This is a genomic window from Bradyrhizobium sp. S69, assembly GCF_009766005.1.
GTDB lineage: Bacteria > Pseudomonadota > Alphaproteobacteria > Rhizobiales > Xanthobacteraceae > Bradyrhizobium.
In genome coordinates this window covers 333,466-351,936 of sequence record NZ_LMUK01000046.1, presented here as the reverse complement: position 1 = coordinate 351,936, position 18,471 = coordinate 333,466, and the positions used below count along the sequence as shown (strand labels likewise).

The following is an 18,471-nucleotide window of genomic DNA, read 5'->3' as shown; positions in this document are numbered from 1 at the left end:
GCATGAAGACCGACGACGGCCGTTTCGGCTACGAGGCCGCCGGCGATCCGGCCTCGCCGGCGCTGGTGTTCCTGCATGGCATCGGCGGCGCGGCGCGAGCCTGGCGCGGACAACTGGATTATTTCGGGGATAGCTACCACGCCATCGCCTGGGACATGCCCGGCTATGGCGGCTCGGCGCCGCTTGCCGCGGTCAGCATCGCGAGCCTTGCGGACGCATTGCAGGATTTCCTGCACGCGACCGGCGCGATCAAGCCTGTGATCGTCGGCCATTCGATTGGCGGCATGATCGTGCAGCAATTGCTGACCGACGATCCGGATATCGCCAGCGCGGTTGTGCTGGCGCAGACCAGCCCAGCCTTCGGCAAGCCCGAAGGCGAGTGGCAGAAGCAATTCATCGAGGCACGGCTCGGTCCGCTCGATCGCGGTGAAACGCTGGTCTCGCTGGCGCCCACGCTGGTCAAGGAGTTGATCGGTGACGATCCCGATCCTCACGGCATGGCGCTCGCCCGCGACTGCATGGCAAACGTTCCGCCGGCAACCTATCGCGCCACCATGCGGGCGCTGATGGGGTTTGATCTGCGCCATGCGCTGAAGGAAATTTCGGTGCCGACATTGTTGCTGTCAGGCTCGAAGGACAACAACGCGCCGGCGCCGATGATGGCAAAGATGGCAACCTATGTGCCCGGCGCGATCTATGTCGAACTCGAAGGCGTCGGCCATCTCGCCAATCTCGAACGCCCTGACGAATTCAACGCCGTCTTGTGGGACTTCCTGATGGACAGCGACGACATATCGGAAACTGAATCATGACCATGCCTGTCGGAAAAATCGATCCGGAGAAAGTGGCGCTCGACCGGCCGATCTTCGATCCCGCGGCGTTCCGCCTCGACGATCGGCAGGCTGCGATCATCGCGACCGCGCGCGAGCTTGGGCAGAGCGTGATCGCCGGCCGCGCCGCGACCTACGATCGCGAGGCCAAATTCCCGGTCGAGAACTATCGCGATCTGCACCGCGCCGGCCTGCTCGGGATCGCTATCCCGCAGCAACATGGTGGCCTCGGCGCCGGTTACCAGACCTACGCGCTGGCCGCCGCCGAGATCGGACGCTATTGCGGCGCGACCGCGCTGACCTGGAACATGCACGTCTGCTCGACGCTGTGGTCGGGGCCGTTGGCCGACGACCTCGATATGGATGAAGCGACCCGCGCCGAGCACGAGCGCCGCCGCGCCGTGCACTATCGGCGCATCGTCGGCGACGGCGCGATCTATTCGCAGCCGTTCTCGGAAGGCGGCGCCGCCGCAGCCGGTGGCGTCGCGTTCGGCACCGAAGCCAAACCGGTCGACGGCGGCTGGATCGTCAACGGCAAGAAGATCTTTGCGTCACTGTCCGGCCACGCCGATTATTACGGCGTGCTCTGCACCGAAATCGTCGAGGGCGAAAAGGCCTCGCGCCGCAATACGCTGTATCTCGCACTGCCCGCCAAGGCGGACGGCGTCTCGGTGGTCGGCGACTGGGATCCGCTCGGCATGCGCGGCACGGTCTCGCGCACGCTGCTGTTCAAGGACGTGTTCGTGCCCGATGACGCCGCGCTGATGCCGCGCGGGGTATATTTCCAGGCCGCGATGCGCTGGCCGCATATGTTCCTGACGTTGTCGCCGACCTATGTCGGCCTGGCGCAAGCCGCCTACGATTTCACCGTGCGTTACCTGCGCGGCGAAATGAAGGGCACGCCGCCGGTCAAGCGGCGGATGTATCCGACCAAACAGATCGCCGTTGCCCAGATGCAGATCAAGCTCGAGCAGATCAAGTCGACCTGGTTCCAGGCCGTCACCGAAGCGCGCGCCAGCCCTAGCAAGGAACAGGTGCTGCGGGCCTATGCCGCGCAATATTCGGTGATGGAAGGCGCCAACGAAATCGCGACGCTGGCGATCCGCACCTGCGGCGGCCAGGCGATGCTGAAGTCGCTGCCGCTGGAGCGGATCTATCGCGACAGCCGCTGCGGATCGCTGATGCTGCCCTGGACCGCCGAACTGTGCCTCGACCGCATCGGCCGCGAAGCGCTGTACGAGACCGGCGAGACGGACGACTAATTCACCATGGACCTTTCCGACCTGATCGAGCGCAATGCCGCCTTCGCGCCCGAAAAGCCCGCGCTGATTTTCGAGGGCGAGGTGTTGAGCTATGCCGCGTTCCACGCCCGCATCGTGCGGACGGCACAGGCGCTGCAAACAGAATTCGGCGTTACCAAGGGCGATCGCGTCGCCATTCTCAGCCTGAACCGGCCGGATTATCTGGTGCTGCTGTACGCCTGCGCGCGGCTCGGCGCGATGCTGGTGCCGCTGAACTGGCGGCTCGCGGTCGCCGAACAATTATTCATCCTGTCGGATGCCGGCGCCAAGGTCGTGGTGCTCGAGCAGGCCTTTGCGGATATCCTGCCAGCCCTGAAACAGAGCCGGCCCGATATCAACGTCGTGGGGTTAAATTTCACGCCGGCTGCGGGAACAACATTTGACGCGTTGCTGGCGCAGGCGTGCGGCGATGGCCGCGATGCGGGCGCGAACCTCATCTGTCCGCTGCTGATCGTCTACACCTCGGGCACCACCGGACGGCCCAAGGGCGCGGTGCTGCGGCAGGACGCACTGCTGTGGAATGGCGTGATGAGCCAGCACATGCACGATCTGACCTCGGAAGATCACGTGCTGACGGTGCTGCCGTTCTTCCACGTCGGCGGCCTCAACATCCAGACCACGCCGGCGCTACACCATGGCGCGACCGTGACGATCCATGCGCGTTTTACGGCCGACACCACGCTTGCCAGCTTCGCGCGCGAGCGCCCGACCTTGACGGTGCTGGTGCCCGCGATCATCCAGGCGGTGACCGATCACCCTGGCTGGGCGAGCGCGGATCTTTCGTCGCTGAAAGCGATCTCGACCGGATCGACCCTCGTGCCACCGCATTTGATCGAGCGCTTCGTCGCGCGTGGCGTGCCGGTGCTTCAGGTCTATGGCTCGACCGAGACCTGTCCGGTCGCGGTCTATACAAGGCTTGGCGGCGACCTCTCACGCACTGGCTCGACCGGCCTGCCCGGCCTGTGCTGCGAGGCCGCCGTCGTCGATGACGCCGGCAACGACATGCCGCCGAATATGCCGGGCGAAATCGTGGTGCGCGGTCCCAACGTATTCTGCGAATATTGGGGCAATGAAACCGCGACACGCGAGGCGCTGCACGACGGCTGGTATCGCAGCGGCGACATCGGGTTGCGCGATGCCGACGGTTATTTCTGGGTGCATGAGCGCAAGAAAAACCTGATCATCTCCGGTGGCGAAAACATCTATCCCGCCGAAGTCGAACGTGTGCTGCTGGAGCATCCGGATATCAGCGAATGCGGCGTGATCGGCCGTCCCGATCCGAAATGGGACGAAGTGCCGGTGGCCTATGTGATCCGGCGCGTGGGATGTTCGATCGAGGCGGAAAGCCTGAAAGCGCATCTGCTGACGCAGCTTGCCCGCTTCAAGGTGCCGCGCGACATCGTGTTTGTCGACGACCTGCCCCGCACCGCGCTCGGAAAAGTACAGCATTTCAGGCTGCGCGAGCTTGATGGGCGCGCGCCCGGCCAAGGAGAAACATCTTGAAGATCGCGGTTCTCGGCGGCGGCAACGGCTCGTTCGCCGCCGCCGGAGATTTTGCCCTTGGAGGCCACGAGGTCTCACTGTGGCGGCGGGATGCAGCGCAAGTCGCCGCACATCGCGCGGCGGGTTCGCGCATCATCGTCAAGGACGCCAACGGCCGCCATGACGTCCAGCTCGCGCAGGTGACGTCGGATATCGCGGACGCCGTCCGCGACGCCGCGTTGATCCTGTGCCCGGCGCCGGCCTTCGCGCAGCCCGATATCGCCGACCTGCTCGCGCCGCATCTGGCCGATGGCCAGGTGGTGTTCCTGCCGCCGGCGACGTTCGGCTCGATGATCTTCGCGAAAGCCGCGCACGATGGCGGCAACCGCGCCAAGGTAAGTTTTGCCGAGACCGGCACGCTGCCATGGCTGACCCGCAAGCATGGCCCATTTGAAGTCGCGATCACCATCCGCGCCAAGCGGCTGCCGGTCGGCGTGTTTCCGTTTCAGGCGGCCGAGCACGCGCTCGACATCATCGGCCAAGCGTTTCCCGGCGCGATCGAACCCTGCGGCGACGCGTTGTCGGGCGCGCTGATGAATGCCGGGCCGATCATCCACCCGCCGCTGATCGTGATGAACACCGGGCCGATCGAGCATTTCGAGCGCTGGGACATTCACAAGGAAGGCACCCAGGCCTCGATCCGAAGGGTCACCGATGCGCTCGATGCCGAGCGCATCGCGGTGCGCGAAGGTTTTGGTTATGGCGCCCCACATTTCCCGCTGGCGCATCATTACGCCAGTGAAGGCGATATCTGGATGTATGGCCGTGGCTCGCACGACCGCCTCACCGACTCCGGCGACTGGCGCGAGCGCATCGTGCTGACCGACCACCGCTACATGCGCGAGGATCTGCGGCTCGGCCTGTCGCTGCTGGTCTCGGTCGCCGAACTCGCCAATGTCAGCACGCCGCTGGCAAAGGCCTTTCTCGCGATCGGCGGCGCCATCTGCGGCGAGGATTTCATGCAACATGGCCGCACACTCACAAGCCTCGGCCTGGGCGATCTCGACCGCGACCAACTGAAAACCCTGCTACGCGAAGGTTTTCGCCGATGACCAGTCCCCGTCCCGCCATCGCCTGCCTCGGTGCCGGCCGCATGGGCCGCGGCATCGCGGTGGCCTTTGCCTATGCCGGCCATGCCGTCACCATGATCGACGTCAAGACGCGATCGGCCGAGCAGTTTGCCACGCTGAGAGACGAAGCGCTGAGCGAGGTCGACAAGACGCTGGCGAGCCTGGCGCGGTTTGGCCTGCTGAGTGAGCAAGAGGCCGAAGCGGTGCTGGCGCGGGTCTCGGTGGTGCCGGCGCAGGACAACGCGGCGGCTTTGGCCGGCGCCGGCATCGTGTTCGAGGGCGTGCCCGAAGTGGTCGAGCTCAAGCGCGAGGTGCTGGCGGCGGCCTCGAAATGCGTCGGGCCCGACATCATCATCGCCTCGACGACATCGACGATCCTGGTCGACGATCTCTCCGGCGCGATCGAGCATCCCGCGCGCTTCCTCAACGTACACTGGCTCAACCCGGCCTATCTGATCCCGCTGGTCGAGATATCGCCGGGAGCTGCGACCGATCCCGCCATCATCGCCCAGGTCAAAGCCCTGCTTGAGGGCATCGGCAAGAAGCCGGTGGTATGCGCGGCGACACCCGGATTTATCGTGCCGCGGATCCAGGCGCTGGCCATGAACGAGGCGGCGCGGATGGTCGAGGAAGGCGTCGCCAGCGCCGAGGATATCGATACCGCGATCCGCTACGGCTTCGGCTTCCGCTACGCCGTGTTGGGACTGTTGGAATTCATCGACTGGGGCGGCGGCGACATTCTGTATTACGCCAGCCGCTATCTTGAAGGCGCGCTCGGCAGCGATCGTTACCGCGCGCCTGAGGTGATCTCGCGCAACATGCGCGAGGGCCGCATCGGCCTGCGTACCGGCTCAGGCTTCCTGGATTATTCCGGCCTCGATGTCGATGCCTATCGCGAGCAACGCCTGGCGCAACTGGTCGACATGCTCCGGCATTTCGGCCTCGCGCGGCCGCCGGTGATGTGAGGGGATTGCCCCCCACGGCTCAATGCTATCATCGATCTTTTGTTCGTCATGGCCGGGCTCGTCCCGGCCATCCACGTCTTTCTTGCGGCGATGCAGTTAAGACGTGGATGCCCGGGACAAGCCCGGGCATGACGAACTTAAGCGCAACCGGATGTGTCGAGGCCCTACCCAAACACGTCCTGCAGCACGCCGTCACGGATCACCGCTGTGCCGTCCAGTTCGATCGTCGTCCCCATCATCGGCAGGTCGAAATGGCCGGCGGTGTAGCGGCCGGCGAATTCGTTGGCGCCGGTGGAGAACAGGAAGTTGCCGGCGACCGCGCGCAATTCGGTGCCGTTGGTGTCGCGCTGATCGTACATCGAAAGCGCCTCATAGCGCGCCGCGGGGTTCATCCCGAAGCCGACATGCGACACCGCATAGGCTTCGCGGTCGCCCCACGCCGCGAGGTAGGCCCGCATCATCGTGGCGTCGGCGCCTTCGCCCTGGAGGTCGGTGACATAGTCATCCTTCAGCGTCATCCGGATCGGTGACGTCAGATAGCGCTTGAAGGTCAGGTTGATGTCGCCGGCCGCCATCACCAGGGTGCCGTTGACGGTGCCGCTCTTGGGGAAGCTGACGACGATGCCGCCGGGCCAATGCGCCAAGGTGCCCGGTTTGTCGGTCCAGCCCCAGACGCCGACGGTGGAAGCCCCGACCATATCGACGTCGAGATCGCTGCCGGCTTTGGAGGTCACGCGCATCCGCTTGGTCCCGCGCAGCATCTTGGCCGCGGCGCGCACGCGCTTTTCGAGCGCGGTATCGGGCACCATGCGCTCCAGCGCCTCCGGGTGTTCATTCGATATCACCAGGATGCGCGCGCCGGCTTTGAGGATTTCCGGCGTCTCCACCGCATGCATCAGGCCTTCGATGGTGCAATCGACCACAAAGCCGGCCTGCTGCAAGGCGGTGACGACCGGCCCGAGCCGCGCGATCGCCTCGCTGGCGCCGGTGGAGCGGATCGGCACGATCTGCCGATTGCGCGGCGTCGGCACCACGACATGAAACGGCCGCGCACCCATGCGCAACAAAGCGAGCTCGGCGAGGTGGACGTTGAGCGCGCGCGACTGGGTCTCCGAGAGAATAGCCGCGGTGTCGCCCGGCTTGACCGCGCAGCGCTCAAAAATCTCGCAGAACGCGTCAATCCATTTTGCCTCGATGCGATCGGACAGCATGCTTCTCACTCCACTAGCGACGTTTCATCATGACGTCGTCATGCCCGGGCTCGTCCCGGGCATCCACGTCTTTGCAGACCAGCAGCAGAGAAGACGTGGATGGCCGGGTCAAGCCCGGCCATGACAAATACCAATACCTCAAACTTCAGGAAAGCCGCGCAACAGATAAGACCGTAACCATTGCAGCAGGCCGTTGAGGATCAGCCCCAACAGCGAAATCGTGATCAGGGGAACGAACATGTCGACCGCGCGAAACGTTCTCGCCGCCGTCACCAGCACATGGCCGAGACCATCGGTCGAGGTGATCATTTCGGCCAGAAATACCACGATGCACGAAATCACCAGGCCAATGCGGCAGCCGGTGAGCACCGACGGCATCGCGGCCGGCAGCACCACCTTGAACAGAATTTGGCGCGGCGGCGTCCCCGCCGCCATCGCCGACCAGATCAATTTCTGCTCCACCATCGAGGCCCCGTAATAGGTCGACAACAGGATCGGGAACAGCGCGTCGGCGACCACCAGCGTAATCTTCGATTCATGGCCGAAGCCGAGCAGCAGCAACAGCGCCGGATACAGCGCGACCTTGGGCAGCGGGGCCAGTACCCGCACGATCGGGCGGACCACGGCGTTGACCGCCGGGCTCGCCGCCGCCGCGAGGCCGATGCCGACACCGAGAACCACCGCGATCGCAAAGCCCGCGAACAGCCGAAACAGCGTGGCCGCGATGTCCTGCTGATATTCGTTGTTGCCGAGTTGCCGGACCAGACGCATGAAGACCTGCCCGGGCGGCGGCAGCAAGGTCGCCGGCGCATAGCCGAACGAAATCAGCGCCTGCCAAACCGCGATCATCAGCGCGATCGGCGCGATGCCGAGCAGGACATCCGATGTCAGCACGCGCCCCTTCATGAGAAGCTCAGCGGCAAATCGAACCGCGGCTCGGACCATCTCACGAGCCGTTTGCGCAATTGCTCGAACGCGGCGTCGAGGCCGATCCCCATCGCGCCGACGATGATGATCATCGCAAACACCGTATCGTATTGTCCCATGTCCAGCGCATTGAACAGAATGTTTCCGGCGCCGGATTGACGCGCGATCATCTCGCTCGTGATCATGGTGATCAGCGCCAGCACGAGACCCGTGCGGCAGCCGATCAGGATTTCCGGCAGCGCCGACGGCAGCACGATGCGAAGCATCCGCTGCCCCGCCGAGAGGCCCATCGCAGCACCCGACCACAGCATCTTTTCCTCGACGGCCCTGGCGCCCTGAAAACTGTGAAACACCACCGGCAGGCTGACGCCGAGAAAGATCACCAGCGTTTTCGCGAGATCACCGACCCCGAGCCACAGCATGATGATCGGCATCAGCGCCGCCTTCGGCACCGGGTAGGTGATCATCAACAGCGGATTGAAGAACGAAGCCACCGCCCGGCTGCGGCCCATCATCAATCCGAGCGGGATCGAGAGGCCAACGCCGACGCCAAAGCCGATCGCCATGCGGCGCAGCGACGCCAGGATATTGATCAGCGATTCCTTGTCGGTAAGGATGGAAGGCACCGCGCGAAGCGCATCGATCGCGGTCGGAAAACTGTCGGTGTCGAGGATCAGCGCCCCGATCTGCCAGATTCCGAGCAGCCCAAGGCAGGCGAGCAGCGGCGCCAGACGCGAGACCAGCGTACGCCATGACATCATGGGTGCAGCTCGTCTTCACTGGTATCGTCGATCATGCCTTCGATATCGACGACGTATTTCTGATAATGCGGGTCGAGCAACAGCTCGGCGCGGCGGCGCGGCCGCGGCAGATCGATATCGATGATACGCTTGATGCGGCCGGGCGAGCGCGTCATCACCACGACCTTGTCGGACAGGAACACCGCCTCCTCGACCGAGTGGGTGACGAACAAGACCGTCTTGCGATCGCGCTCCCAGATATTGAGCAGGTCGTTCTGCAGCCGCGTCCTGGTATGCGCATCGAGCGCGCCGAACGGCTCGTCCATCAACAGCACCGCGGGATGATAGGCCAGCGTGCGCGCCAGCGCGACGCGTTGCTTCATGCCGCCGGACAATTCCTTGGGATAGAAATGTTCGAACCCTTTGAGGCCGACCATTTCGATCAGCTGGCGGCTTTGCGCCTCCGCTTCCGCCGAGCTGACGCCCTGCTGACGCGGTCCATACATCACGTTGCCGAGCACGCTCTTCCAGGGAAACAGCGCGAACTCCTGAAACACCGGCCCGCGATCCGGGCCGGGCCCGGTGATCGCCTTGCCCTTTACCCGGGTTGTGCCCTGGCTTGGGGCGACAAAGCCGCCGACGATATAGAGCAGCGTCGATTTTCCGCAGCCCGAGGGACCCAGGATCGAAACGAAGGCGCCATCCTGGATGGTCAGGGATATGTTCGACAACGCCAGATGGCTTTGACGTCCCGAGGTCTGGAAAACCTGCGAAACCCCTGATATCTCGATCATCGCGGCCGCCTGTGCGCCTGCGGTTACGGATTGCGCCTGAACTTCCGACCGCAATGACAAAGCCTTCATCCCCGCTGTTCTCTCCGACTTCGGCCCCGCCAGCCGGCGACGCTGCCCCGACCTTGTCCGGTCCGTTCCAGCATAGCGGAATCCGGCGCGGCAGGGCGATGTTTCATCGCGTAGGTTTCAAGGCGATGTTTCATCGCGATGCTCATGGCTTGGACGGCCGCCGCAGCACCGCACGCACCGGCGCGGCGTCCAGGCCCTGCAGCTTCAGCGGCAGCGCGATCAATTCATAATCGCCGGGCGCGACATCGGCGAGCATGAGATTCTCGACAATGCGTATGTCGTGGCGGTTGCAGGCCATGTGCGACGGCAGCTCCTTCGAGGTCTCCGGATCGACCGAGGGGACATCGACGCCGATCAGGCGCGTGCCGCGCGCCGCCAACTGCTCGATGGCTTCCGCGGCCAGCGCACGGAAGCCGGTTGGCCACAGCATGGGATCGAGCCGGTCCATCAGCCGGAACAACAGCCGCGGCGGCGCGCCGTCGAGCGCGGACGCGATCTCTTCAAATTGACAGAGCGCGCCGGCACCGCGGGCGTCGATCACCCGGGCCGGCCCAATGAAGTCACCGAGTTCGAGCTGATCGACGCTGGCGCCCTGCGCATCGTAATGCAGCGGAGCGTCGGCGTGCGCGCCGCAATGGGTCGACATCGCGATGCTGCCGACATTGACCGGGCATCCCGGGCCGATGACAAAAGTCTGCGACACCTGGTAGGCCGTATCGCCCGGGAATACCCCCATGCCGACGCGAAGCGGCGGCGAGATGTCGATCAGCTCCATCAGAGTTCGGTCCTTAAGCGCCAGAGCTCTGGAAACAGCACCACGTCCAGCATCTTTCGCAGGTAAGAAACGCCACCCGTGCCGCCGGTGCCGCGCTTGAAGCCGATGACCCGCTCCACCGTGGTGACGTGGTTGAAACGCCAGCGGCGGAAGTAATCTTCCAGATCGACCAGCTTTTCGGCAAGCTCGTACAATTCCCAGAAACGGGAGGGCTCGCGATAGACCGAGAGCCAGGCGGCGCTGACGCTGTCATCGTCGGCATGCGGCAGCGACACGTCGCGTTCCAGCACCGCTTGATCGATCAGCAGGCCACGGCGGGCCAGCAATTGTATCGTGAGATCGTAGAGACTGGGCGCGCGGCGCGCGGCTTCGAGCCGCTCGAACACGGGTTTGTCGTGCTCGTGAAAACGCAGCACCGCCGCGTTCTTGTTGCCGACCAGAAACTCGATCATCCGGTACTGCCAGGATTGCAAGCCGGACGATTGCCCAAGCGCATCGCGAAACTGGGTGTATTCGCTCGGCGTCATGGTGCGAAGCACGTCCCAGGCCGAATTGAGCTGCTCCAGGATGCGGGATACCCGCGCCAGGGTCTTGAAAGCGGGTTGCAGATCGTCCGCCGCGATCAACCGGCAGGTCGCGTTCAACTCGTGGATCGCAAGCTTCATCCAGAGTTCGGAGGTCTGGTGCTGGATGATGAACAGCGTCTCGTCGTGGGCCGCCGAGAGCAAATGCTGGGCGTTCAGAATCTTGTCGAGCTGGAGATAGTCCGAATAGGACATAGTGACGTCAGCTCTTGCGTCAGTTGTCGCGCCAGCTTTCGCGCCCGATGCGTCCTGTGACGGGTCGGCGCGATGATCGGTCATTTCCAGGATTCGTGCAGCTCGTCAAAATGCCTGGGCATGCGCATGGGCCTCATCCTCGTTGCGGTAAAACCGAACGCGACGTGTCTATTCAGAGTACTCCAGTGTACCTGCTATCGCGTGTACCCTGTCGATGGCCGCCAAACCCCGGCAGAAAGATTGGCGGATTACTTTAAGCCTAAAATGATAGACTTTTGCTGTCAATCGGGATTTGCTGAGGGCAACGCGCAACCATGATCGGGCGCGCTGCCGTTCTCTCGACCGCGGGGTGTTCAAGATGCCGTCCCCATCGCCCGATACACGCGAGGCCTGCGTGGCGCGCGACCTCAGCGATCCCCTTGGCGCCTTCCGCGATCGTTTTGTGATTCCCGATCGCCTGATCTATCTCGACGGAAATTCGCTCGGCCCAATGCCGCGCGCCGCGACCGAGATCCTCCATCGCACCATCGCGCAGGAATGGGGTCGCGACCTGATCGGAAGCTGGAATTCCGCTGGCTGGTTCGATATGCCGGTCCGGCTCGGCGACCGCATCGGCGCGCTGTTGGGCGCGGGCCCCGGCCAGGCGGTGGTCAGCGACACCACGTCGATCAACCTGTTCAAGGCGCTTCATGCCGCGATGGGACTGCGGCCCGAGCGCGACGTGGTGATCGCCGAAGCAGGCTCCTTCCCCACCGATCTCTACATCATCGAAGGCGCGACGAAGTCCGCGGGACGTCCGATGCAGCGGCGATTGATCGGCGCGGACGGCGCGTCGCTCGATGCGCTGCTGGATCAACGCACAGCCGTCGTCGTGCTGTCGCATGTCGATTATCGCAGCGGCGCGCTGCTCGACATGGCGACAATCACCCGGAAGGTCCACGACGCGGGTGCGCTGGTGATATGGGACGTGTGCCATTCCGCCGGCGTGGTCGAACTCGCGTTCGACCGGCATGCGGTCGATTTCATGGTCGGATGCACCTACAAATATCTCAACGGAGGTCCGGGATCGCCCGCCTTCATCGCGGTCGCCAAGGCTCATCAGGCCGCCGCGACCCATCCGCTTTCGGGCTGGTGGGGACATGCCGCGCCGTTTGCGTTCGAACGCGATTTCCACCCCGATGCCGGGATCAAGCGCTTCCTGTGCGGCACCCCGCCGATCATCTCGCTGCGCGGTATCGATGTGGCGCTCGATGCGCTAAACGGGGTAGAGCTGGCCGCGCTGAGGCAAAAGAGCCTCGCGCTCACCGAACTGTTCATCGCGCGCGTCACCGCGCTGCTACCGGAACTTAAGATCGTAACCCCGCGCCAGGCGGCGCTGCGCGGCAGCCAGGTATCGATCGCCTTCGACAAGGGCTATGCGGTGGTGCAGGCCATGATCGAACGCGGCGTGATCGGCGATTTCCGCGCGCCCGACATCATGCGCTTCGGCTTTGCCCCGCTCTATATCCGCCATGCGGACGTCTGGGATGCCGTCGAAATCCTCGCCGAATGCATCCGAACCAAGGTTTGGCGCGATCCCCGCTACGACCGCAAACTGGCGGTCACCTGAGAGCAGACGTCATCCTGAGGTGCGCGCTCTTGCGCGCCTCGAAGGATGGTGTTCAGCTCAGTGCGCGCAACCATCCTTCGAGGCTCGCCAAGAGGCTCGCACCTCAGGATGACGTCTCAGATAGCTTCATGGCCTCTGAGTTAAGGAGGGAACTGTTCAAGAAGGGACTCGGCTCTAGCGATTAACCGACGAGAAATCCGTTGCGCAATTTCTTCCGCATTCCGGCGCCGGGGCTTCGACAAACCAGATCAATACAAACGCACAAAACGCTGCGACCGCGACAAAGCCCGACACCACCATCGTGACGTCATCGCTGTCAGCATGTTTGAGCCATTTGCGCATCGGTGATCTCCTTCAGAGGAACCCGCCCATGATACGGCCTGCCCGAACGCTTTTTGCGTTACATTTTTTTCATGGTCAAGGTGGCATCCACTCTTGACTACTGATCAAACCACGGCCACTCGGCTGCGCCGTCATGCGTCACGGCGCCACCGGGCGCCTGGCCGACCAACCGCGCGTATTTGGCTAGCGCCCCTGCGCGATGCCGCGGCGGCCGCGGTTTCCATGCCTGTCGCCGCGCGGAAAGTTCCGCCTCGTCGATCAGCACATCCATGCGGCGCGCGCCGGCATCTATACGGATGCGATCGCCCTCGCGCACCAGCGCCAGCGGACCGCCGACGAATGCTTCCGGTGAGACATAGCCGATGCACATGCCGCGGGTGGCGCCGGAAAACCGTCCGTCGGTGATCAGCGCGACCTTCTCGCCCATGCCCTGCCCGTAAATCAATGCGGTGACACCGAGCATCTCGCGCATGCCGGGTCCGCCCACCGGGCCTTCGTTGCGAATGATGAGAACGTCACCCTCGCTATATCTGCGATTACGCACCGCGTCGACGCAATGCTCCTCATCCTCGAACACGCGCGCGGTGCCTTCGAACACCAGTTTCTTGAGACCCGCGACCTTGATCACTGCACCGTCGGGACACAGATTGCCCTTGAGAACCGCGACACCGCCGTCCGGCATGATCGGCTTTGACGTACGATAGATGACCTCGCCGTCGGGCGCGTTGGCGCTGCCATATTCTTCTGCGATGGTTTTGCCAGTAATCGTCAGGCAACTTCCGTCGATGTGGCCGCTTTCGACCAGCGCACGGATCACCACTGCGGTACCGCCGATGTCATAGACATCCTTGGCGGTGTATTTGCCACCCGGGCGCAGATTGCCGATCAGCGGCGTCCGCGCGAACACCTCGCCGACGTCGTCGATGGTGAAGGCGATGCCGGCTTCGTTGGCCATCGCCGGCAGATGCAGCGCGGCATTGGTCGAGCCGCCGGTGGCGGCGACGATCGCCGCGCCGTTTTCGAGGGATCGACGGGTGACGATCTCGCGCGGCAACGGCCCGCCCCGCTCCAGCATTTCCATCACCAGCCGCCCAGCCTTGCGCGCGGCTTGTGCGCGCTCGATATAGACGCCGGGAATCATCGAGACGTTGGGGATCGTCAGCCCCATCGCCTCGGAGACCATGCCCATGGTGTTGGCAGTGAACTGCCCGGCGCAGGCGCCGATGGTCGGAAGACACGCCCGCTCGATGCCGGCCAGCGTCGCCTGATCGATCTCGCCGGTCATGAAGCTGCCGACCGCCTCATAGGAATCCAGTACGGTCAGGGTTTTGCCCTCAAACCTGCCCGGCAACGCGCTGCCGCCATAGATGAAAATCGACGGCACGTTGCAGCGGATCATGCCCATCATCACGCCGGGCAGCGTCTTGTCGCAACCGCCAAATCCGATCAGCGCATCATAGGCAAGGCCGTGAACCACGGCCTCGATCGAATCCGCGATCAACTCGCGCGACAGCAGTGAGAACTTCATGCCCTCATGATTCATGCTGATGCCGTCGGACACCGAAATCGTGGAGAACTCGCGCGGCGTGCCGCCGGCCTCCGCGATCCCCTCTTTGGCGGCAGCGACCTGGAAATCATGGGTCATGTTGCAGGGTGTCTGTTCGCCCTTCATGCTGACGACGCCGATCATCGGCTTGGCGATCGCTTCGTCGTCAAGCCCCATCGCCCGCATGAACGCCCGGTGCGGCGCCCGATCGAGCCCGTCGGTGGTGACGCGCGAGCGCCATTTTTTGTTGGATGATGTCATCGGTTGTCGTCCCCTGAGGTCGTCCCGGACTTGATCCGGGACCCATAACCCCTGGCGCTGGTTGGTGCAAAAGGCCTTAGCCACAACGCCGAAACGAAGCGACACGGCGTATGGGTCCCGGCATTCGCCGGGACGACGCAGTTTTTTCTACTGGATCGGCGCGGTGACCGGGCCCTTGAACTGCGCGACGTCCATCTTCGGCAGCATCCCGGCTTCGGTATAGATGTCGAGCATTTTCTGGATCGCCGGAAAATTCGGCGCCGCACCGGGATCGCGGCCGAAGTCGTTATCCTTCAGCAAATAAGTGTCGAGCACCGGGATCGGCGCCTTCAGCACCTCGGAGACCACCTTGAGCGTCTCGTCGCGATCGGCCAGCGCCTTTTTCATGCCGGTGGTGATGTCGCGCACGTAAGCCTTGACCAGCTCCGGATTCTTGTCGACGAACTCGGCGCGGCAGGCTTCGAGAATGTGGACGATGTTCGGCATCGCCTGCGACAGCGAAAACAGCTTTCGCGTGCCGCCCTTGGCTTCGGCGCGCGCGGCGAACGGCTGGTTCATGTTGACGGCATCGACGCGGCCCTGACGCAGCGCGTCTTCGGAGACCGCAAAACCGACCTCGACCAGCTTGATGTCCTTGGCCGGATCGACGCCATTTTGCTTCAGCAGCATGTTGAGCGGCCCCTGGGTGCCGCCGCCGATCACCGAAATGCCGATGGTCTTGCCCTTGAGATCGGCAATGGTCTTGATCGGCGAATCGTCCTTCACCGCCCAATAGACCGAAAAGCCGCCGGGCTTCTCGAACACGTGCTGGGCGACGATATAGGCCTTCAGATTGCCGCCGACCACACCGTTCGCCAACGACAACGGCGCCTGCGTCGCGCAATCCAGCGCGCCGGCAGCGAGTGCCTGCGTCATTGGCGCGGTGCCCTGAAACTGGGTCCATTCGATATTGTAGGTCTTGCCGATATCGGGAAATTCGGCCGGCCGGCGCATCATCCAGTATTTCGACTCTTCAGCCGGAATGGTCCAGCCGACGCGGATGGTCTGCTGGGCATGCGACGCGCCGACGCCAGCCAGAACGCCGGCCGACATCGCCGCCGCCAAAATCCACTTGTGAGATAACCGCATCATGCCCCAACTCCACTTCAGACCACACCCGCCGGCAAACCTTTCATGGTTCAAATGATGAGGCAAGCCACCGAAAGTAGCTTCCGGCGGGCACATTCCGGCCGCGACCCGATCTATGCTAGAGCGGGCCTGCCGGAATGGATTTTCGGCGGCAACGAGGGAGAACGCGACATGGCTGGGGCTGCCGGATCAGATCAAGGGCGAATGGAAAAGCTCGGCTATCTCGGGCTCGGGATGATGGGATTTCCGATGACGCGGCGTCTAGTCAACGCCGGCCACGACGTCACGATCTGGAACCGCTCCGCCGGCAAGGCCGCGGCGCTGGTGGACGCCGGCGCAAAGCTCGCAAGCCGGCCGCGCGAGGTCGCCGAAGCCGCCGAACTGATCTTCATGTGCCTGACGGATGCTGCCGCCGTCGAAGAGGTGGTGTTCGGCCAAGATGGCCTCGCCACGGTCGCCGGCCACGGCAAGCTCGTGGTCGACTTTTCCTCGATCCACCCGGACGCGGCGCGCACCATCGCGGCGCGGCTGAGAGAGGCCAATGGCATGGGATGGATCGACGCACCGGTCTCGGGCGGCAGCAAGGGCGCCGAAGAAGGAACGCTCGCGGTGATGGCGGGCGGCGATGCCGCCGACATCGAACGTATCAGGCCCTATGTGCTGGCGATGGCGCGGCGGCTGACGCATATGGGGCCGGTCGGCGCGGGGCAGACCACAAAACTCTGCAACCAGGTGATCGTCGGTTGCGCCATGACGGTGCTGGCCGAGGCCACGCGGCTTGCGGTCAATGCCGGGATCGACGCCAGCAAATTGCCGGAAGCACTGGCCGGCGGCTTTGCCGATTCGATTCCCTTGCAACTGTTCGTGCCGCGCATGGCGCAGGGTATTCATTCGCCGCCGCTCGGCCACATCTCAACGATGCTGAAGGATCTCGACACGGTGGTCGATGTCGCCCGCAATACATCGAGCCCGGTGCCGATGTCGGCGCTGGCGGCGCAGTTGTTCCGGCTGGCCAAATCCGCGCGCGGCGCCGACGCCGACGCGCTTGAAATCTACAAACTGTCGGCCTCGCAGGTTGGTTGATCGCTGCGGCAGCTTGCGGCGATCCGGCTGTGCCGCGCGCCATAGAGAAAGTAGATTGCCAGGCCGATACCAAGCCATACTGCCAGCCTGATCCAGGTATCGGCCGGCAGGCCGAACATCAAGAATAGCGAGATCACAGCGCCGCCCGGGCCGACGATCCAGATCGCCGGTGCCCGGAACGGCCGAACCAATTCCGGCTCTTTGATCCGCAGCACCAGCGTTCCGAGCGACACCACCATGAATGCGAACAGGGTGCCGATGCTGACGAGTTCGCCGACCAGTTCGATCGGCAATAGCCCCGCGAGCAAGGCCACCACGGCACCGGTGCCGATGGTGGCCACGTAAGGCGTGCGGAAGCGCGGATGAATTTTTGCCGCGGCCGGCGGCAGCAACCCGTCATGCGCCATGGCGCGAAAAATCCGCGGCTGCCCGAGCAGCGTCACCAGAATGACGGAGGTCAGGCCGAGGATGATGCCGAGCTTGACCAGCGGCGAAAGCCAGCCCACGCCGGCAGCGTCGATGCCGATCGCGATCGGATCGGGAACGTTCAATCGGTCGAACGGCACGATCCCGGTCAGGATAAAGCCGACCGCGACATAGAGCACGCTGCAGATCACCAGCGAGCCCAGGATGCCGATCGGCATGTCGCGGCCCGGCACCTTGGCTTCCTGCGCCACGGTAGAGACCGCGTCAAACCCGACATAGGCAAAGAACACCACGGCGGCGCCGCGCAGCACACCCGACCAGCCGAACAGGCCGGGACCGGCGTTTGGCGGAATGAATGCGCCCGCGGGATTGGTTGAAGTGACCCAGTTCGCGGTGCTGAAAGCCGGCACCGCGCACACGATGAACAGCAGGATGACGATCAACTTCAAGGCGACAATGAAGTCGTTGAACCGCGCGGACTCGCGGATGCCGATCGTCAGCAATGCCGTGATAATCACGACGATGACCACCGCCGGAACATTCAGCACGGCGCCGGTCGCCGACCAGGCGTGCTGGCCGGCGTCGAAAGCGTAGGGCGAGGACGCGAAGCGCGCGGGGACGCTCACACCCAGATCGTTGGCGACGCTGACGACATAGCTCGACCAGCCGATAGCGACCGCGACCGCGGCGAGCGCATATTCGAGGATCAGATCCCAGCCGATGATCCAGGCAACCAATTCGCCGAGCGTCGCATAAGCATAGGTGTAGGCGCTGCCACCGATCGGTATGCTCGACGAAAGCTCCGCGTAGCACAGGCCAGCCAACGCGCTGGCGACCGCGCCGAGCACAAAGGACAGGCTGACCGCGGGACCCGCATTGGTCGCGGCCGCGGTTCCCGTCAGCACAAAAATCCCGGCACCGATGGTGCCGCCGACGCCAAGCCCGATCAGGTTCAGCGCCGACAATACGCGCTTCGGCGCATCAAGCTCACGGCCGTCATCGCTCCGAGCCGCCTCTAACGTCAGCTCCGCCGTCGATTTCCGAGCCCAGAGATGTGCCAACAGCCCGCCCTT

Annotated in this window: 17 protein-coding genes; 7 read left to right on the top strand and 10 right to left on the bottom strand. The window is 64.0% G+C overall.

What is annotated here, in order from left to right:
* The first annotated feature begins 2 nt into the window (after positions 1-2).
* From GSQ88_RS26405 to GSQ88_RS26385, 5 genes are read left to right on the top strand one after another with little or no spacing between them, the layout of a single operon-like run.
* On the top strand, positions 3-812 hold the full coding sequence (locus GSQ88_RS26405; protein ID WP_159010699.1) for an alpha/beta fold hydrolase: 810 nt from the start codon (positions 3-5) through the stop codon (positions 810-812).
* Complete coding sequence (locus tag GSQ88_RS26400) at positions 809-2,092, top strand: acyl-CoA dehydrogenase family protein (RefSeq protein ID WP_159010698.1); 1,284 nt, start codon at positions 809-811, stop codon at positions 2,090-2,092. The genes GSQ88_RS26405 and GSQ88_RS26400 overlap by 4 nt, the downstream gene beginning before the upstream one ends.
* A 6-nt stretch (positions 2,093-2,098) precedes the next feature.
* Complete coding sequence (locus GSQ88_RS26395; protein ID WP_159010697.1) at positions 2,099-3,634, top strand: class I adenylate-forming enzyme family protein; 1,536 nt, start codon at positions 2,099-2,101, stop codon at positions 3,632-3,634.
* Complete coding sequence (locus GSQ88_RS26390) at positions 3,631-4,725, top strand: NAD/NADP-dependent octopine/nopaline dehydrogenase family protein (RefSeq protein ID WP_159010696.1); 1,095 nt, start codon at positions 3,631-3,633, stop codon at positions 4,723-4,725. The genes GSQ88_RS26395 and GSQ88_RS26390 overlap by 4 nt, the downstream gene beginning before the upstream one ends.
* Complete coding sequence (locus GSQ88_RS26385; protein WP_159010695.1) at positions 4,722-5,708, top strand: 3-hydroxybutyryl-CoA dehydrogenase; 987 nt, start codon at positions 4,722-4,724, stop codon at positions 5,706-5,708. The genes GSQ88_RS26390 and GSQ88_RS26385 overlap by 4 nt, the downstream gene beginning before the upstream one ends.
* A gap of 164 nt (positions 5,709-5,872) precedes the next feature.
* Here the strand turns inward: GSQ88_RS26385 and GSQ88_RS26380 are convergent, their stop codons facing one another.
* The 6 genes from GSQ88_RS26380 to kynA all read right to left on the bottom strand — a co-directional run bounded on the left by GSQ88_RS26380 (position 5,873) and on the right by kynA (position 11,087).
* Positions 5,873-6,919 carry a 2,5-dihydroxypyridine 5,6-dioxygenase NicX family protein gene (locus GSQ88_RS26380; protein WP_159010694.1) on the bottom strand — a complete coding sequence of 349 codons (1,047 nt, stop codon included), beginning with the start codon at positions 6,917-6,919 and terminating at the stop codon, positions 5,873-5,875.
* 138 nt (positions 6,920-7,057) lie between these two features.
* Complete coding sequence (locus GSQ88_RS26375) at positions 7,058-7,825, bottom strand: ABC transporter permease (RefSeq protein ID WP_159010693.1); 768 nt, start codon at positions 7,823-7,825, stop codon at positions 7,058-7,060.
* The gene (locus tag GSQ88_RS26370; RefSeq protein WP_159010692.1) at positions 7,822-8,607 is read right to left on the bottom strand and encodes an ABC transporter permease; all 786 of its coding nucleotides are present in this window, start codon (positions 8,605-8,607) and stop codon (positions 7,822-7,824) included. Before GSQ88_RS26370 ends, GSQ88_RS26375 begins: the two co-directional genes overlap by 4 nt.
* A complete protein-coding gene (locus tag GSQ88_RS26365) occupies positions 8,604-9,449 on the bottom strand; it encodes an ABC transporter ATP-binding protein (RefSeq protein WP_159010691.1) in 846 nt (281 codons plus the stop codon). Before GSQ88_RS26365 ends, GSQ88_RS26370 begins: the two co-directional genes overlap by 4 nt.
* Positions 9,450-9,591: 142 nt before the next feature.
* On the bottom strand, positions 9,592-10,224 hold the full coding sequence (kynB, locus tag GSQ88_RS26360; protein WP_159010690.1) for an arylformamidase: 633 nt from the start codon (positions 10,222-10,224) through the stop codon (positions 9,592-9,594).
* Entirely contained in the window at positions 10,224-11,087 is an 864-nt protein-coding gene (gene kynA, locus GSQ88_RS26355; RefSeq protein ID WP_159010689.1) for a tryptophan 2,3-dioxygenase, read from the bottom strand. Before kynA ends, kynB begins: the two co-directional genes overlap by 1 nt.
* A 274-nt stretch (positions 11,088-11,361) precedes the next feature.
* Between kynA and kynU the strand changes: the two genes are divergently transcribed.
* Positions 11,362-12,612: a kynureninase gene (gene kynU / locus GSQ88_RS26350; protein ID WP_159010688.1), complete on the top strand. Its 1,251-nt coding sequence runs from the start codon at positions 11,362-11,364 to the stop codon at positions 12,610-12,612.
* 174 nt (positions 12,613-12,786) lie between these two features.
* Here the strand turns inward: kynU and GSQ88_RS26345 are convergent, their stop codons facing one another.
* The 3 genes from GSQ88_RS26345 to GSQ88_RS26335 form a co-directional block, all read right to left on the bottom strand.
* On the bottom strand, positions 12,787-12,954 hold the full coding sequence (locus GSQ88_RS26345; protein ID WP_159010687.1) for a hypothetical protein: 168 nt from the start codon (positions 12,952-12,954) through the stop codon (positions 12,787-12,789).
* A 97-nt stretch (positions 12,955-13,051) separates the two neighbouring features.
* Positions 13,052-14,761, bottom strand: coding sequence for a dihydroxy-acid dehydratase (gene ilvD / locus GSQ88_RS26340; protein ID WP_159010686.1), 1,710 nt, complete (start codon positions 14,759-14,761; stop codon positions 13,052-13,054).
* 147 nt (positions 14,762-14,908) lie between these two features.
* Positions 14,909-15,889 (bottom strand): ABC transporter substrate-binding protein, encoded by a 981-nt coding sequence (locus GSQ88_RS26335; protein WP_502706772.1) that lies wholly within the window; start codon positions 15,887-15,889, stop codon positions 14,909-14,911.
* A 171-nt stretch (positions 15,890-16,060) separates the two neighbouring features.
* On the opposite strand from GSQ88_RS26335, the gene GSQ88_RS26330 reads away from it, so the two are divergent.
* Entirely contained in the window at positions 16,061-16,972 is a 912-nt protein-coding gene (locus GSQ88_RS26330; protein ID WP_159010684.1) for an NAD(P)-dependent oxidoreductase, read from the top strand.
* On the opposite strand, the gene GSQ88_RS26325 is transcribed toward GSQ88_RS26330, so the two are convergent.
* A complete protein-coding gene (locus tag GSQ88_RS26325) occupies positions 16,942-18,459 on the bottom strand; it encodes an amino acid permease (RefSeq protein WP_159010683.1) in 1,518 nt (505 codons plus the stop codon). The two genes, GSQ88_RS26330 and GSQ88_RS26325, sit on opposite strands and share 31 nt — an antisense overlap.
* Positions 18,460-18,471: the final 12 nt, after the last annotated feature.

Bases quoted from the DNA above. Each gene is read 5' to 3' on its own strand.
- GSQ88_RS26405 (WP_159010699.1), top strand. From the start codon at position 3: ATGAAGACCGACGACGGCCGTTTCGGCTACGAGGCCGCCGGCGATCCG.
- GSQ88_RS26400 (WP_159010698.1), top strand. From the start codon at position 809: ATGACCATGCCTGTCGGAAAAATCGATCCGGAGAAAGTGGCGCTCGAC.
- GSQ88_RS26395 (WP_159010697.1), top strand. From the start codon at position 2,099: ATGGACCTTTCCGACCTGATCGAGCGCAATGCCGCCTTCGCGCCCGAA.
- GSQ88_RS26385 (WP_159010695.1), top strand. From the start codon at position 4,722: ATGACCAGTCCCCGTCCCGCCATCGCCTGCCTCGGTGCCGGCCGCATG.
- GSQ88_RS26380 (WP_159010694.1), bottom strand. From the start codon at position 6,919: ATGCTGTCCGATCGCATCGAGGCAAAATGGATTGACGCGTTCTGCGAG.
- GSQ88_RS26375 (WP_159010693.1), bottom strand. From the start codon at position 7,825: ATGAAGGGGCGCGTGCTGACATCGGATGTCCTGCTCGGCATCGCGCCG.
- GSQ88_RS26370 (WP_159010692.1), bottom strand. From the start codon at position 8,607: ATGATGTCATGGCGTACGCTGGTCTCGCGTCTGGCGCCGCTGCTCGCC.
- GSQ88_RS26365 (WP_159010691.1), bottom strand. From the start codon at position 9,449: ATGAAGGCTTTGTCATTGCGGTCGGAAGTTCAGGCGCAATCCGTAACC.
- kynB (WP_159010690.1), bottom strand. From the start codon at position 10,224: ATGGAGCTGATCGACATCTCGCCGCCGCTTCGCGTCGGCATGGGGGTA.
- kynA (WP_159010689.1), bottom strand. From the start codon at position 11,087: ATGACCGATCATCGCGCCGACCCGTCACAGGACGCATCGGGCGCGAAA.
- kynU (WP_159010688.1), top strand. From the start codon at position 11,362: ATGCCGTCCCCATCGCCCGATACACGCGAGGCCTGCGTGGCGCGCGAC.
- GSQ88_RS26345 (WP_159010687.1), bottom strand. From the start codon at position 12,954: ATGCGCAAATGGCTCAAACATGCTGACAGCGATGACGTCACGATGGTG.
- ilvD (WP_159010686.1), bottom strand. From the start codon at position 14,761: ATGACATCATCCAACAAAAAATGGCGCTCGCGCGTCACCACCGACGGG.
- GSQ88_RS26335 (WP_502706772.1), bottom strand. From the start codon at position 15,889: ATGCGGTTATCTCACAAGTGGATTTTGGCGGCGGCGATGTCGGCCGGC.
- GSQ88_RS26330 (WP_159010684.1), top strand. From the start codon at position 16,061: ATGGCTGGGGCTGCCGGATCAGATCAAGGGCGAATGGAAAAGCTCGGC.